Source organism: Nitrospirillum amazonense (assembly GCF_007828045.1).
Lineage (GTDB): Bacteria > Pseudomonadota > Alphaproteobacteria > Azospirillales > Azospirillaceae > Nitrospirillum > Nitrospirillum amazonense_C.
This window is the reverse complement of the sequence record NZ_VITN01000003.1, coordinates 247,372-261,149: the sequence shown is the minus strand read 5'-3', so window position 1 is coordinate 261,149 and position 13,778 is coordinate 247,372. Positions and strand designations below refer to the sequence as shown.

General features: G+C 68.4%; 19 protein-coding genes and 2 tRNA genes. 11 read left to right on the top strand and 10 right to left on the bottom strand.

Going from position 1 to position 13,778, the window contains the following annotated elements:
* The first annotated feature begins 12 nt into the window (after positions 1 to 12).
* Positions 13 to 228, top strand: coding sequence for a hypothetical protein (locus FBZ89_RS06585; RefSeq protein ID WP_040845461.1), 216 nt, complete (start codon positions 13 to 15; stop codon positions 226 to 228).
* Between the two features lie 108 nt (positions 229 to 336).
* Positions 337 to 1,158 (top strand): substrate-binding periplasmic protein, encoded by an 822-nt coding sequence (locus FBZ89_RS06580; protein WP_186457223.1) that lies wholly within the window; start codon positions 337 to 339, stop codon positions 1,156 to 1,158.
* A 60-nt stretch (positions 1,159 to 1,218) separates the two neighbouring features.
* On the opposite strand, the gene FBZ89_RS06575 is transcribed toward FBZ89_RS06580, so the two are convergent.
* On the bottom strand, positions 1,219 to 1,884 hold the full coding sequence (locus tag FBZ89_RS06575) for a 3-oxoacid CoA-transferase subunit B (protein WP_145610706.1): 666 nt from the start codon (positions 1,882 to 1,884) through the stop codon (positions 1,219 to 1,221).
* Positions 1,885 to 1,896: 12 nt separating this feature from the next.
* Positions 1,897 to 2,601, bottom strand: coding sequence for a CoA transferase subunit A (locus FBZ89_RS06570; RefSeq protein ID WP_145610707.1), 705 nt, complete (start codon positions 2,599 to 2,601; stop codon positions 1,897 to 1,899).
* A gap of 213 nt (positions 2,602 to 2,814) precedes the next feature.
* On the opposite strand from FBZ89_RS06570, the gene FBZ89_RS06565 reads away from it, so the two are divergent.
* From FBZ89_RS06565 to FBZ89_RS06555, 3 genes are all read left to right on the top strand, one after another.
* Positions 2,815 to 3,501 (top strand): MarC family protein, encoded by a 687-nt coding sequence (locus FBZ89_RS06565; RefSeq protein ID WP_145749211.1) that lies wholly within the window; start codon positions 2,815 to 2,817, stop codon positions 3,499 to 3,501.
* 102 nt (positions 3,502 to 3,603) lie between these two features.
* Complete coding sequence (locus FBZ89_RS06560; protein WP_145749210.1) at positions 3,604 to 3,858, top strand: FitA-like ribbon-helix-helix domain-containing protein; 255 nt, start codon at positions 3,604 to 3,606, stop codon at positions 3,856 to 3,858.
* The gene (locus FBZ89_RS06555; RefSeq protein WP_145749209.1) at positions 3,855 to 4,277 is read left to right on the top strand and encodes a type II toxin-antitoxin system VapC family toxin; all 423 of its coding nucleotides are present in this window, start codon (positions 3,855 to 3,857) and stop codon (positions 4,275 to 4,277) included. Before FBZ89_RS06560 ends, FBZ89_RS06555 begins: the two co-directional genes overlap by 4 nt.
* Here the strand turns inward: FBZ89_RS06555 and FBZ89_RS06550 are convergent, their stop codons facing one another.
* From FBZ89_RS06550 to FBZ89_RS06535, 4 genes are read right to left on the bottom strand one after another with little or no spacing between them, the layout of a single operon-like run.
* Entirely contained in the window at positions 4,278 to 4,718 is a 441-nt protein-coding gene (locus FBZ89_RS06550; protein WP_145749208.1) for a gamma-butyrobetaine hydroxylase family protein, read from the bottom strand.
* Between the two features lie 11 nt (positions 4,719 to 4,729).
* On the bottom strand, positions 4,730 to 4,915 hold the full coding sequence (locus FBZ89_RS06545) for a Trm112 family protein (protein ID WP_040845462.1): 186 nt from the start codon (positions 4,913 to 4,915) through the stop codon (positions 4,730 to 4,732).
* A gap of 40 nt (positions 4,916 to 4,955) precedes the next feature.
* Positions 4,956 to 5,621 (bottom strand): LON peptidase substrate-binding domain-containing protein, encoded by a 666-nt coding sequence (locus tag FBZ89_RS06540; protein ID WP_145749207.1) that lies wholly within the window; start codon positions 5,619 to 5,621, stop codon positions 4,956 to 4,958.
* A gap of 40 nt (positions 5,622 to 5,661) precedes the next feature.
* Entirely contained in the window at positions 5,662 to 6,594 is a 933-nt protein-coding gene (locus FBZ89_RS06535) for a thioredoxin family protein (RefSeq protein ID WP_145749206.1), read from the bottom strand.
* A 294-nt stretch (positions 6,595 to 6,888) separates the two neighbouring features.
* Between FBZ89_RS06535 and FBZ89_RS06530 the strand changes: the two genes are divergently transcribed.
* From FBZ89_RS06530 to FBZ89_RS06520, 3 genes are all read left to right on the top strand, one after another.
* Positions 6,889 to 6,963 (top strand) — tRNA-Gly (locus tag FBZ89_RS06530).
* A gap of 99 nt (positions 6,964 to 7,062) precedes the next feature.
* Positions 7,063 to 7,137, top strand: a tRNA-Gly gene (locus tag FBZ89_RS06525).
* Positions 7,138 to 7,376: 239 nt separating this feature from the next.
* Positions 7,377 to 8,627: an MFS transporter gene (locus FBZ89_RS06520; RefSeq protein ID WP_211115130.1), complete on the top strand. Its 1,251-nt coding sequence runs from the start codon at positions 7,377 to 7,379 to the stop codon at positions 8,625 to 8,627.
* 19 nt (positions 8,628 to 8,646) lie between these two features.
* Here FBZ89_RS06520 and FBZ89_RS06515 read toward each other — a convergent pair whose 3' ends face one another.
* The gene (locus FBZ89_RS06515) at positions 8,647 to 9,543 is read right to left on the bottom strand and encodes a LysR substrate-binding domain-containing protein (RefSeq protein WP_211115129.1); all 897 of its coding nucleotides are present in this window, start codon (positions 9,541 to 9,543) and stop codon (positions 8,647 to 8,649) included.
* Positions 9,544 to 9,678: 135 nt separating this feature from the next.
* On the opposite strand from FBZ89_RS06515, the gene FBZ89_RS06510 reads away from it, so the two are divergent.
* Positions 9,679 to 10,068, top strand: coding sequence for a tautomerase family protein (locus tag FBZ89_RS06510; RefSeq protein WP_145749203.1), 390 nt, complete (start codon positions 9,679 to 9,681; stop codon positions 10,066 to 10,068).
* Between the two features lie 24 nt (positions 10,069 to 10,092).
* Positions 10,093 to 10,494, top strand: a complete 402-nt coding sequence (locus FBZ89_RS06505) for a hypothetical protein (RefSeq protein ID WP_145749202.1) — start codon at positions 10,093 to 10,095, stop codon at positions 10,492 to 10,494.
* On the opposite strand, the gene FBZ89_RS06500 is transcribed toward FBZ89_RS06505, so the two are convergent.
* Positions 10,485 to 11,303 carry an SDR family NAD(P)-dependent oxidoreductase gene (locus tag FBZ89_RS06500; protein WP_145749201.1) on the bottom strand — a complete coding sequence of 273 codons (819 nt, stop codon included), beginning with the start codon at positions 11,301 to 11,303 and terminating at the stop codon, positions 10,485 to 10,487. The two genes, FBZ89_RS06505 and FBZ89_RS06500, sit on opposite strands and share 10 nt — an antisense overlap.
* A 128-nt stretch (positions 11,304 to 11,431) precedes the next feature.
* On the opposite strand from FBZ89_RS06500, the gene FBZ89_RS06495 reads away from it, so the two are divergent.
* Positions 11,432 to 12,097 (top strand): TetR/AcrR family transcriptional regulator, encoded by a 666-nt coding sequence (locus FBZ89_RS06495; RefSeq protein WP_145749200.1) that lies wholly within the window; start codon positions 11,432 to 11,434, stop codon positions 12,095 to 12,097.
* Positions 12,098 to 12,132: 35 nt separating this feature from the next.
* Here the strand turns inward: FBZ89_RS06495 and FBZ89_RS06490 are convergent, their stop codons facing one another.
* Complete coding sequence (locus FBZ89_RS06490) at positions 12,133 to 13,131, bottom strand: transporter (protein ID WP_145619794.1); 999 nt, start codon at positions 13,129 to 13,131, stop codon at positions 12,133 to 12,135.
* Between the two features lie 165 nt (positions 13,132 to 13,296).
* On the bottom strand, positions 13,297 to 13,716 hold the full coding sequence (locus FBZ89_RS06485) for a CopD family protein (protein ID WP_186457222.1): 420 nt from the start codon (positions 13,714 to 13,716) through the stop codon (positions 13,297 to 13,299).
* Between the last annotated feature and the right edge of the window lie 62 nt (positions 13,717 to 13,778).

Genomic DNA, 13,778 nt, shown 5'->3' with positions numbered 1-13,778 from the left:
GGACGAAGCCTCATGTCCCCCCTGCTGATCCCCCTCGCCGCCCTGATGATCCCCATCGTGGCCCTGGTGACCCGTTACATGATCCGCGCGCGCGAGCTGCAGGCCCAGGGCCTATCGGATCACGCCGCCGGCGACCTGCTGGCCCGCGCCGACCGGCTGGAGCAGCGGGTGCAACAGCTGGAACGCCTGCTGGACGCCGAATCCCCCGGCTGGCGCGCCCGCGCCTGACCCCGTTCCCCTATCCCTTCGCCCCGCCACGGCGCGCTTGAACGGCACCGCGGCGGGGCCTTAGATGGGAAGATCGTCATCTTCCCCGCGATAGGACACCCAGCCCCCGTGCCGCGACCCACCTTTGCCGGGGCTGTCTTGCTGATCACGGCCGCAGTGGCCGGCTTGGCGGCGTTGTTTTCCGATGGCGCCAACGCCCAGTCCCCCGCCCCCCGGTCCCCGGCCCCCCAGTCCCCCGCCCTGGTCTTCGGCATCCTGGAGACGGAACAGCCGCCGCTGGTGGACCTGCGGAACGGCGAGGTGGCCGGCGGCCTGATCAAGGCCATTGGTGACGAGGTCGCCCGGCGCACGGGCTTGAGGCCCCTCTACCGCCTGGTCCCCCGCAACCGTCTTGAGGCCGACCTGGCCGACGGCCGGATCGACCTGGCCTGCGGCTACAGCCCCGACTGGCTGCCCAAGGTGGCCGCCACCCGCTTCTCCACCCCTATCCTGGTCAGCCACAGCGTGCTGGTCGTCCGCCGGGCCGACAGCGAGCGCTTGCGCACCCTGGGCGACCTGGCCGGGCGGCCCATCGGCGCCATCCTGGGTTTCCGCTACCCGCGGGAGGTGGAGGCGGCCTTCATCGACGGCACTTGGCAGCGGGAGGACGCACCGTCCGCGGAAAGCAACTTCCTGAAGCTGCGCAACCGGCGGGTGGACGCCATCCTGACCACCGACCTGGAGGCCGACTACCGCCAGACGGCGGACAGGACCTGGGCACAGGCGCTGATGGTCCTGCCCCAGATGGTGGGCGATCATGAGGAACGCTGCGCCAACGCCCCCCGGTCGCCCTTGCCGATGGAGACGCTGGACGCCGCCATCGAGGCCATGCGGGCCGACGGTACGCTGACCCGCCTGCGCCTGGCCGCCACCGGACGGGCGGGAAGTTGAAAGAAAACGGGCCGCCCCTCAAGGGACGGCCCGCTGCCAGCCACGCGACAAGTCGAAGTCTTAGAGACCCGGCCCCACCTTGAACTCGGCCTCGGTCTTCTGGCGGATCTCGTCCACCGTCACACCGGGCGCGACCTCGGCCAGGGTAAGGCCGCTGCCGCCTTCCTTGTCGACCTGGAAGACGCCCAGGTCGGTGATGATCATGTCCACGACCTTGGTGCCGGTCAGCGGCAGGGTGCAGGCCTTCAGGATCTTGGGCTCCAGCGCGCCCGTCTTCTTATCGACGGCGCAGTGTTCCATGACCACGACCACCTTCTTCACGCCGGCCACCAGGTCCATAGCACCGCCCATGCCCTTGACCATCTTGCCCGGGATCATCCAATTGGCGAGATCGCCGTTGGCCGCCACCTGCATGGCGCCCAGCACCGACAGGTCGATGTGGCCGCCGCGGATCATGGCGAAGCTGTCGGCGGAGCTGAAGAAGCTGCTGTACGGCAGTTCGGTGATGGTCTGCTTGCCGGCGTTGATCAGGTCCGGATCCTCCTCCCCCTCATAGGGGAAGGGGCCCATGCCCAGCATGCCGTTCTCGCTCTGCAGCGTCACGTGCACGCCGTCGGGGATGTAGTTGGCCACCAGGGTCGGGATGCCGATGCCCAGGTTGACGTAGAAACCGTCGCGCAGCTCCTTCGCGGCGCGGGCGGCGATGTCCTCACGGGTCCATGCCATAGGTCAGCTCCTTCACGCGCGCGGACGGGTGGTGCGCTGCTCGATGCGCTTTTCGAACTTGGCGCCCTTGATGATGCGCTGGACGAAGATGCCGGGGGTATGGATGTGGTCGGGGTCGAAGCTGCCCGGTTCCACCAGTTCCTCGACCTCGACCACCGTCACCTTGCCGGCCGTGGCCATCATCGGGTTGAAGTTCCGTGCCGTCTTGCGATAGACGAGGTTGCCCTCGGTATCGCCCTTCCAGGCCTTGACGATGGACAGGTCGGCGACGATGCCGCGCTCCATCACATAAGTCTCGCCGTCGAACTCGCGCAGCTCCTTGCCCTCGGCCACCAGCGTGCCCACGCCCGTCTTGGTGAAGAAGGCGGGGATGCCGGCGCCGCCGGCGCGGATGCGCTCGGCCAGGGTGCCCTGCGGGTTGAATTCCAGCTCAAGCTCACCGGACAGGTACTGCTGGGCGAACAGCTTGTTCTCACCCACGTAGCTGCTGATCATCTTCTTGATCTGCTTGGTTTCCAACAGCACGCCCAGGCCGAAGCCATCCACACCGGCGTTGTTGGAGACGACCGTGAGCCCGGTCACGCCCGAGAGGCGGATGGCCTCGATCAGGTTTTCCGGGATGCCGCACAGGCCGAAGCCGCCGGCCATGACGGTGATGTCGTTGCGCAACAGCCCGGCCAGGGCGGTTACGGCGTCGGGGTAGACCTTCTTGCTCATCGTGTCTCCGGACGGCCCCCTAGAATGTTTGGATTATGGTGCCGCCCCTCTCCCGGGCACGAATGCACCGCAGCATTGCTTACGGCCCCGATGGGGGTAAGTCAACTTGAACGGCCCTTCAACTTCGGCAGCCCTGACCCTTGCCAGCCGCTGCTTGCAGCAGGCGCCCCAACGCGCTAGACCCAGAGGGGTCTTCCGGGACGCCCGCGACTCATGGTCCTGCCTCCCACGGCCTACCCCCTTTCCTCAGGCCCGTTCCCCGTGCTGGACCTTATCCTCACCACCGCCGTAGCCCTGTTCGTCACCATCGATCCGGTGGGGTTGGGCCCCATGTTCGTGGGCCTGACGGTGGGCATGGACCAGCGTTACCGCCGGCGCATGGCCATCAAGGGCACGGTCATCGCGGCCCTGATCCTGTTCTTTTTCGCCTTCGCCGGCGATCTGCTGCTGCGGGCGCTGGGCATCGGCTTCGCCGCCTTCCGCATCGCCGGCGGCGTGCTGCTGATGCTGGTCGCCATCGACATGGTGTTCGCCCGCGAAAGCGGCGTGCGCACCGCCACGGCGGACGAGCGGGAAGAGGCGCGTCACCGCGCCGACATCTCCGTCTTTCCGCTGGCCATCCCGCTCATCAGCGGCCCCGGCACCATGACCACCATTGTGCTGTTCATGGGCCGCGCCCACGGCGATTTCGCCAAGCAGGCCGTGGTGCTGGGCGTCCTGGCCGGCATCCTGGCCCTGACCCTGTTCGTCCTGATCTTCGCCACCAAGGTCAGCCACATCCTGGGCCGCACCGGCATCACCGTGCTGAACCGCGTGCTGGGCATTTTGCTGTCGGCCCTGGCCTGCCAGTTCGTGATCGACGGGATTTTGGCGAGCGGTCTTATCCCCGGAAAGGGTTAGCACCACCCGCCGTGGCACCGGCCATGATCAATACCGGATTGCGCGCCCGCTTGCATTTTGTAAAAATGCAGGCATCGTCAGCGCTATCATCGAAGAGCAATCATGCCATCCATCACCGTAAGAAACGTGCCGGATGAAGTGCATCGCGCCCTTCGGGTACGTGCGGCGCAGCACGGCCGTAGCGCCGAAGCGGAAATCCGCGACATTTTGGAACGCGCCGTCAAACCGGAGAAACGCCTCCAGTTGGGAGACGCGCTGGCGGCGCTAAGCCGAGAAGCTGGGCTAAGCAATGATGACTTCACCATATTTGACGAAGTCCGGGACAGAACGCCGGCAGAACCGATGACTTTCGAATGATCGTTCTGGACACGAACGTCGTTTCAGAAGCGACGAAGCCGGAACCGAATCCGGCCGTCCGCGCTTGGCTGAACAATCAAGCGGCCGAGACATTGTATATCAGCAGCGTGACCCTTGCAGAATTGTGGTTCGGCGTTGAGGCGCTACCGGAAGGCCGACGAAAAGCCGCATTGGCTCAAACCTTGAGCGGGCTGCTGGCGCTGTTCGAAGGACGGGTGCTCCCCTTTGACGCCGGGGCGGCTCGACACTACGCAACGCTGGCTGCCGCGGCGCGAAAGCGCGGCCTGGGTTTTCCCACACCTGATGGGTATATCGCCGCCATCGCCGCCTCGCACGGGTTTGCCGTGGCCTCACGCGATACCGCCGCATACGAGGCGGGCGGCGTGAAGGTGATCAATCCCTGGCAAGAGCCGGCCTGATCAGCCGCAGCCCCCACCCGAGCCACAGCTGGGGCCGTGGCGGTGGGGGGCGGTGTCGCGGTTGAGGCCTTGCGCCTCCAGCTCGGACAGGTAGCGGGCCCAGCGCTCGTCGTACTCCATACCCAGCTCGTACAGGTACTTCCAGGAGAAGATGCCGGTGTCGTGGCCGTCGTCGAAGATCAGGCGGACGGCGTAGTTGCCGATGGGCTCAAGCTCCGCCACCGCGACGGCGCGCTTGCCCGGCACCGTCTGCTTCTGGCCGGGGCTGTGGCCCTGCACCTCGGCCGATGGGCTTTCCACCCGCAGATACTCGGCCGGCAGGGTGGCGCGGGCACCGTTGTCGAAGGTGATGACCAGTTCACGCTCCGCCCGCTTGTAGCGGATCTCGGTCGGCCAGTGCTGGGTGCCGTGGGCGTCGGTGGCGAAGTTTTCCTGGGTCATGGCTGTCCGCCTCAGTCGTCGAGGGACCGGGCCTCGTCCACCAGCATGATGGGGATGCCGTCGCGGATGGGGTAGGCCAGGCGCGCCTGCTGGCTCACCAGTTCCTGGCGCTGGGCATCATAGCTGAGCGGTCCCTTGGTCAGGGGACAGACCAGGATCTCCAGCAGCTTGGGATCGACCTTGGCGGTATCGGACATGGGAATGGGTCCCTCAGAAAATAAAATGACTGAAAGAAAATCAGTGGCGCGCGGCGTCGCCGTCCGCCGATTCATGCACCGCCATCTGCACCAACGCCAGCAGCATCGACGCGCGACTGATGAAATCCGGCGCCTCCAGCAGGGCCTGCTTCTCGGCCGGCGTGAAAGGGCACAACATGGCGATGGTGGCGACCAGCTGCTCGTCCGACGCCGTCCCCAGCGCCTGCCAGTTCACCGTCAGCGATCGCCGGGTGAAATAGGGCCTCAGCGTCGCCATCAGGCCGGCGCGGTCGAAGCCGCCCTCGGCCGGGGCCACGAAATCGCCGGCGAAGGGCGACCAGTCGGCCATGACGCGGCGATAGCCCCGCATGGTGGACACCTCTTCCCGGATGCGGAAGCGGCACAGGCCGGACAGGGTGATGAGATAGCGGCCGTCGTCCGTCTCGGCGAAGGCCGTCAGCCGGCCGCAGCAGCCCACGCCGGCCAGCGGCGGGTCGACGCTGCTGTCCGTTTCCGTTCCCGGTTCCACCGGCTGGATCATGCCGATCAGCCGGTCACCGGCCAGGCTGTCCTGCACCATGGCCAGGTAGCGCGGCTCGAAGACGTTGAGCGGCAGGCGGGCCCGGGGCAGCAGCAGCACCCCCGTCAAAGGAAAGACGGGGATGCTGGCCGGCAGCTGCTCGAAGGTGGGGGCGAAGGGGCTCATCACACCGTTACGATAGCGAAATCACTTAGGAGAGCGGGCCCTAAGCGAAAAGAATGGAAGAGAGCTTGCGCCGCCCCGCGATGGCCAGCGGGTGCTTGAAGCCCAGGGCCTCGAAGAACTTCACCAGCTGCTTGCGGGCCGCCTGCTCGTTCCATTCGCGGTCGCGCTTCACGATGTCCAGCAGGTGGTCCACCGCCGCTTCCTGCTGGCCGCCGGCATACAGGGCCAGGGCCAGGTCGTAGCGGGCCTGGTGGTTGTTGGCGTCGGCCGCCACTGCCCGTTCCAGGTCGCCCACCGGGCCCATGTCCGCCGCCTGGCGGGCCAGGTCCATCTGCGTGCGCAGGGCCACGATCTCCGGCGCCTTGGCCAGGGCCGCCGGCGCCTGGTCCAGCATCTCCTGCGCGGTGTCGGTCTGGTCGGCGGCCAGCAGGCAGCGGATCAGGCCGGCATAGGCGGCGGCGTTCTCCGGTTCCTCGCCCAGCACTTCGTTATAGAGGGCGGCGGCCGTCTGGGCGTCGCCCGACTCCAGCAGTTGGCCCGCCTCCTCCAGCACGGCGGCGATGTCGGCGGCGCCGGGCACGCCACCCGCCGCCTGCACCAGACGGTCGATGAACTGCTTCACCTGGCTTTCCGGCAGGGCGCCGGTGAAGCCGTCCACCGGCCGGCCCTGGAAGAAGGCGTAGACGGCGGGAATGGACTGGATGCGCAGCTGGCCGGCGATGGCCGGGTTCTGGTCGGTATCGATCTTGACCAGCTTCACAGCACCCTTGGCGGCCAGCACCGCCTTTTCGATGATGGGGCCCAAGGTCTTGCAGGGGCCGCACCACGGCGCCCAGAAGTCCACGATCACCGGCACCTCGCGTGAGGCTTCGATGACATCGGCCATGAAGGTGCGGTCGCTGCCGTCCTTGATCAGGTCGGACTTGTCCACCGGGGCGTTGCCACCGGGGGCGGCGTTGGTCGGAAACTGCATGGCCTCGTATCCCTTCTCAGCCGCAGGAGCCGCCGCCCACCCTGGGCACGGCATGGGGCCCCCGCGCGTAGGTCCCTGAAATGAGTCCGCCGGATCGCCGCCGCAAGGGGCGTGCGCGCCCCACGCGCCGTCGGGGCGGGTGACCGGTCCCTTATAGCCGCCCCCGCGCGGGGAAAAAAGGCGCCCGATTTTTCCTGAAAAAAGCGCTTGCATTCGATCGGCACCTGCATATTATCCGCGCTCACCGCCGGGGGGCACTGATCGCGAGGTCGGTGCCGAACGTCGGAATGGAGTGCGGGCGTAGCTCAGGGGTAGAGCACAACCTTGCCAAGGTTGGGGTCGAGGGTTCGAATCCCTTCGCCCGCTCCAATCTTCCTCCGGGAAGAGCAAGCGAGAAAAGGCCGGGCCGGCTGGTTCGGCCTTTCGCTTTTAGGTGAGCCTTCCCTGTGAGGGCGGAGAGTTGGGTACGCGGGCGTAGCTCAGGGGTAGAGCACAACCTTGCCAAGGTTGGGGTCGAGGGTTCGAATCCCTTCGCCCGCTCCAGTCTCTCCAGAACACGGCAAAGAACGCAAAACGCATCAAAGGCGCCCACTCGGGCGCCTTTTGCGTTTCCGGCGTCAACTTTCCCTCCTCGCCGCATCCTGCTGCCCGTCCTCGTCATCCCACCTATCTGACGCGCGACGCTCGCGAAAGCCGCTGGAAGGCGGCGCCCTCTCCTGCTTTCCTGTGCCCGGGCATTCGCGGCGGGGCTTTGGGCAATGGCGGCGTGGGGGCGGTCACTGGTGGGATGGTCGTTGGGCGGACGGTCGCTGGGCCCGGAGTTCAATTGGCTGTGGACGGCCTACGCCGTCAGCGTCGCGGGCACCTGGCTGGCCTGGGGCGGCTTTCCCCTGATCGCGGTCACGGTGTTGCACTGCGGGCCCGCCGCCGTGTCCCTGATGATGGCGGGAGGCCTGGCGGCGGGGGCGGTCGCCGCCATTCCCATGGGGCCCTGGGCCGAGTTCCGGGCCAAGCGGGGCGTGCTGATCCTCATGGATATGGTCCGCTTCGCCGCCATCATCACCGTTCCCGTCGCCTATCCGCTGGGCTGGCTGAGCTATGCCCAGTTGCTGGTCGTCTCCATCATCGTCGCCACCGCCAACATCACCTTCACCGCGGCCAGCGGTGCCTACATCAAGGCGCTGGTTCCCCGGGAGGATCTGATCACCGCCAACGCGGTGCTGGAATCCACCGGCTGGGTCGCGACCATCGCCGGGCCGCCCCTGGGCGGGATGGCCATAGGCCTGATGGGTCCCGTGACCACCGTCCTGGTCGATGCCGTCACCTATCTGCTGTCGGCCCTGGGCATCGGCATGATCAAGGGGCGGGAGCGTCCGCCGACGCGGGCCCCCGGGCCCAGCCGGCGGCTGGCCGAATTGCTGGACGGCTGGCGTTTCATTCTGGCGCATCCGACGCTGCTGCGGCTGTTTCTCAACACCGTGCTGGTGAACGCCATGATCATGGTCAGCGCGCCGCTGATGGCCTTTCTGATGCTGGGGCCGCTGGCCTACACGCCCTGGCAGTACGGCTTGGCCTTCGGCCTGCCTTGTGTCGGCGGGCTGATCGGGTCGCGCCTGGCGCGCCCGCTGGCGGGGCGCCTGGGCCAGCGCACCACCATCCTGGCCACGGGAACCCTGCGGGCCGCCTGGTCCCTGGGCCTGGCCTTCATCGGCCCCGGCACCCCCGGCCTGGTCCTGGTCATCGCCGTCCAGTTCGGGCTGGTGCTGTGCTGCGGCGCCTTCAACCCGGTCATGGCCTCGTTCCGCCTGGAACAGCTGGCCGCCGACCGGGTCGCCCGCACCCTGTCCGCCTGGTCGGTCACCAACAGCCTGACGACGGCGGCGCTGATCGCCCTGTGGGGCCTGCTGGCCGACATGACCAGCCCCCGCGTCGCCATCGCCATCGCCGGCATCCTCATGCTGGCGACGCCCATCCTGCTGCCCTGGCGCCAGATGCGGCCGACCGCCGGCCTGGCCCCGGGCCTGCCGTCCTGACGCGTGGCGGGGACGGCGGTCAGCCTTCCGCCGGCAGCCCCAGTTCATCCCGGATGGTGTCCAGCAGGATGTCGGCCAGACGGGCGGCGGCCGGGGACGGGTCCGCCTCCGCCCGGTGCAGGGCCAAGGGAACGCGCGGCAGGGGCGGCAAGCCGGTGGCGGCGGGGTCCAGCACGGACAAGGTGCGGGGCATGGTGACGGTGGTGCGCACCGTCAGGCCCAGCCCACCCTCCGCCGCCGCCCATAGTCCGGACAGGCTGGGGCTGGTGAAGGCCAGGCGCCAGGGCAGGCCGGCGCCATCCAGCGCCGCCACCGCGGCGGAGCGGAAAGCGCAGGGGGCCGGCAGCACGGCCAGCGGCAGGGGCTCCCCCTCCAAGGCCGCCAAGCCGGGCCAATCAGGCCGCCCGATCCAGGCGATGGGCAGCTCGGCCACCTGCCGGGCATGGGGGATGCCCCGGCCATCACCCCAGATGAGGGCCAGGTCCAGTTCGCCCTTCACCGTTTTTTCCGTCAGGGGGGTGCTGCGGTCCACCTGCACCTCCACCCGCACCTTGGGATGGGCCCGGTTGAAACGGTTCAACACGCCGGGCAGCCAGGTTTCGGCGAAATCCTGCGGCAGGCCCAGGCGCACCCAGCCCGCGACCTCCGCCCCCCGGATGCCGTCCACAGCCTCATCATTTAAGTCCAGGAGGCGCTTGGCGTAGCTCAGCAGGCTTTCGCCGGCAGGGGTCAGGGCCAGGCCGCGCCCGGATTTCTGAACCAGGGGCCGGCCGATCTGATCCTCCAGCTTGCGCAGCTGGGTGCTGATCGCGGATTGCGACCGGCCCAGCCGTTCAGCCGCGCGGGCGAAGCTGCCCAGCTCGAAGCCTGTCACGAAGGTCCGCAGGACATCCATGTCGAGGTTGACGCGCGCCACCAAAGCCGGGCTCCAATAGTTCGATTATATGGATGCATTTGTTTGTAAGTTTCAAATTTTCGGAATGATTGTGCCCCCCTACCTTCAAGAACGTCAAGCGGGTCCGCCCGCCCCTTTTGAAGAACGGAGCGCACCATGCCCCTCGTCCGCATCTCCCTGATCAAGGGCAAGCCGGCCGCCCATATCCGCGCCATCGCCGACGGCGTGCATCAGGCACTGGTCGACACCTTCGGCGTGCCGGCCGCCGACCGCTTCCAGCTGATCGACCAGCATGAGTGCGACGCCTTCCACTACGACGCTGACTACCTGGACGGACACCGCACCGACGACTTGGTGATGATCACCATCCTGGCCAGCAACTGGCGTGACACCGCGCAGAAGCAAGCCCTGTACCGCGCCATCGCTGAGAATCTGACCCGCGCCCCCGGCCTGCGGCCAGAGGACGTGATGGTGGTGCTGGCGCCCAACCAACGGGACGACTGGTCCTTCGGCAACGGCCTCGCCTCTTACGTCAGCCCCACCTGAACCCATACACGCGGGAGAACCGCCATGAACGCCCTCGCCCATGACAGCCTGGCCCGCGAAGCCTATGCCCGCAGCCCCCTGGCCAATTTCCCCTTCACGCGCCTGGGGCCGCTGTTCCCGCCCCTATCGTCCATCGCCGGCGGCCTGGCCCTGATGGCCTCGCGTCACAATCCGCATGGGGCGGGCGGCGTGGAAATGGCCGCCTACGCCATCGCGGCCCTGGCCGGCCTGGCGGCCACCCGCCAGCGGTTGAGGGGTGGCGGCCTGTTGCTGGCGGCCCTGGCCCTGCTGGTGGCCGCCGCCGCCGCGCTGGTGGGCATGGCGCTGGACGACGCCGCCTTCCTGCTGGCGAGCACCAGCGCCGTGACCGCCCTGGCGCTGGGGTCGCTGGCCGCCGGAGCCGGGCTGGAGGCTCGTCAGCGCTGACCGTGGGCTGCGGCCGAGACCTCCGCCCATTCCTCCCACGCGGCCAGGCGGCGGGCGTAAACCTGGCGGATCAGGGGCAGCGGCCCCGTGCCCAGCAGCAGGCGCAGGGGCGGGGTCTCGGCATCCACCACCTTCAGGATGGCATCCGCGGTGGCCTGGGGATTTCCCGACATTTCCGGTTTGAAGTTGGCCATGACGGCGGCGCGCACGCCGTCATAGTCGGCCATCGCCGGCGCGTGGGCGATGGAGGCGCGGAAATCGGTGGCGAAGCTGCCGGGCTCGATGATGGTCACCTTGATGCCGAAGCCCGCGACCTCTCCGGCCAAGGCCTCGCTCAACGCCTCCACCGCATGCTTGGTGGCGGTATAGACGCCGGCGGTGGGGAAGCTGACCACGCCGCCAATGCTGGATACCGTCAGGATATGGCCATGCCCCTGGGCCCGCAACAACGGCACGGCCGCCTGGATGACAGACAGCGTGCCGAAGACGTTGGTGTCGAAATTGGCGCGCGCCGCCTCTACCGTCATCTCCTCCACAGCACCCATGCAGCCATAGCCGGCGTTGCTGAGCACCACGTCCAGCCCGCCGAAATGCGCGTGGGCCCGCGCCACCGCCCGGAACACGCCGTCACGGTCGGTGACGTCCAAGGCCAGGGGCGCCAGCCGGTCGCCATACGCGGCGGCCAGGTCGGTCAAGGCCCCTATGTCACGGGCGGTGGCGGCCACCCGGTCGCCGCGCCGCAGGGCCGCCTCCGCCCAGATACGGCCAAAGCCGCGATTGGCGCCGGTGATGAACCAGGTCTTGGTCATTGTGCCTCTCCGATAAATTTACACCATGCGTAAATTCGCACTGAGTGCGATATTGGATATCGCACCGAGTGCAACATTTCAAGGCCAAGCCGTTTCAAGGACAGGCCGTTCATGCGATAAGAGCCGCCATGGACACCGCCCCCCCATCCGCCCTCCCATCCGCCGCGACGCCGGGCAAGACCGAAGGCCTGCGCGACCGCAAGCGCCGGGAGACGATGCAGCGCATCGCCGATACCGGCCTGAGGCTGTTCATGGAGAACGGGTTCGAGGCGACGACCCTGGATGCCATCGCCGCCGCCGCCGGCATCGCCCGGCGCACCTTCTTCTATTATTTCAAGTCCAAGGAAGACGTGCTGCTGGCCTGGCAGGGCAGCGGCTTCGTGGAGGCCATTGGCCCGGCCCTGCGGCAGGAGCCGACGGACCAGTCCCCCCTGGCCGCCGCGCGGCACTGTCTGCTGACGCTGGTCGCCCGCTTCGAAACCAAGGTGGCCATCGCTGCCGACGCCCTGCTGCGCTCCACCGAGACTCTGCGCGCCCGCAAGCTGGCCAAGATGGTGGATATGGAACGCGACCTGGCCCAGGTGATGGCGGAACGGTGGCCCGACCGACCACCCGAGGATGTGCGCATGGCGGCCATGCTGGCGATCGGTGCCCTGCGCCTGGCCCAGGAGGACTGGCGCCGGGACCATGCGGCCCATCCAGACACCGCCCGCCCCCTGGCTGATCATCTGAACGCCACGTTCGCCCTGTTGGACCGGCAGGTGCCGCCGGTTCAGGGCGAGGAGCGGCCCTAGAGTTCCTCCGACGCTTCAGCGAAGGTCGGAAACGCCTAGAACAGCCGGCGCCAGTGCAGCACCACCAGGGACACCAGGATGGTGAAGACCATGACGCCGCACACCCACATGAAGCCGGCGTCGTGGCCGCTCCACGGCAGGCCGCCCACGTTCATGCCGAAGATGCCGGTGATCAGGTTCACGGGCAGCAGGATGGTGGTGACGATGGACAGGATGTAGAGGTTGCGGTTGGTGGCCTCGCTGAAGCGGTTGGACAGTTCGTCCTGCAGCAGGCGGGCGCGTTCCTGCACCAGATCGAGATCCTGGCCGACGCCGTCCAGCCGGTCGATACCCTGGCGCAGGCGGGCCTGGTCCTCGCCCCCGCACCAGCCGGGCAGGCGGCCCAGCGCCACGTTCAGCGCCGTGCGCTGCGGGCCGATGTGGCGGCGCAGGCGAGCGGAGGTGCGGCGGATGCGCCCCAGCTTCTCCCCCTCATCCTCCAGCCGGTCGGCCAGCAAGGCGTCCTCCACATCGTCGACATCGTTGGCCAGCTCGCTGACCTCCGCCGCCACCGTGTCGGTCAGGTGGAACATGAGGTGGGCGATCAGATCGACGGCGCTGGTGGGCGCCAGGCCTTGGCTGATGGCGCGGCGCAGCTGGTCCACCGCCATCAGCGGCTGGCGCCGGGCGGTAATGACCAGATGGGAATCCATATACAGGCGCAACTGACCCAGGCCGCCGGCGGGATCATCGAAGCGGTGGTGCAGGTCGGCCAGCACGCCGGTGAGGCCGTCACCCACCGGTTCCAGGCGGAAATGGCTGTCCTGGCCCAGCAGGGCCTGGCGGGCACCGCGCGGCAGGGTGGGCATGGCCTCGATCCATTGCCGGGCGCGCACGTCCACCAGGTTGAAATGCAGCCAGACCAGGCCGCCGGGTTCCGCCATGGCGTCGTTGATGCCGGGCCAGGGGACCGGCGCCACCGTTCCGTTGCGGATCAGGAATCCGCAGATCAGCCCGTGTTCCTCGCTGATGTCCGACGCCGCGCGCGTGCCCATGGCCCCTCCGCCTATCGGGGCGGCCCCACCGCCGCCGCCCATCCTGTGATGCCGGGCGGGAACGGCCAACGTCAATGCCTTGGACTCTTACGACTTTGTGACAAGGCCGCTCCAGGCCCTGCGACGCGATGGCATGCGTCCCTTTGCCGCAACAAAGCGCCCGGATCAGAAGGGCTTGCCGATCACAAGGAACAGGATGCCCACCACCGCCAGCACGATCAGGGCGGGCATGAAACGGCCCAGGGCGGTGCGGCGGCGCCCTTCCCCGGCCGCCAGGCGGCGCAGGGCGCCGGCCTGGGCGCCGTGCAGGCCCGACAGCGCCGTGACCAGCGCCAGCTTGGCCCACAGCCAGCCGGCGGACGGCAGCCAGCCGCCCGTGACCGCCAGGGTCAGGCCCAGGCCCCAGACCGGCAGGATGGCCGGTCCCGTCACCCAGCGATGCCAGGCCCGCGCCGCGCGCCAGAAGGCCGGCGACAGCGCGTCGGCGCTGGGCACGAAGGCCAGCAGCAGGGCCGCCGCCAGCAAGCCCGCCACGAAGGTGACGGCGGCCGCGGCGTGCAGCGATTCCAGCCAGAGGTAGGGCATGGGTCCGGGTTCCCGATCTGAAGTCCGCCCCCTTGATACACCAGCCGGCCCCCGCCGGACGG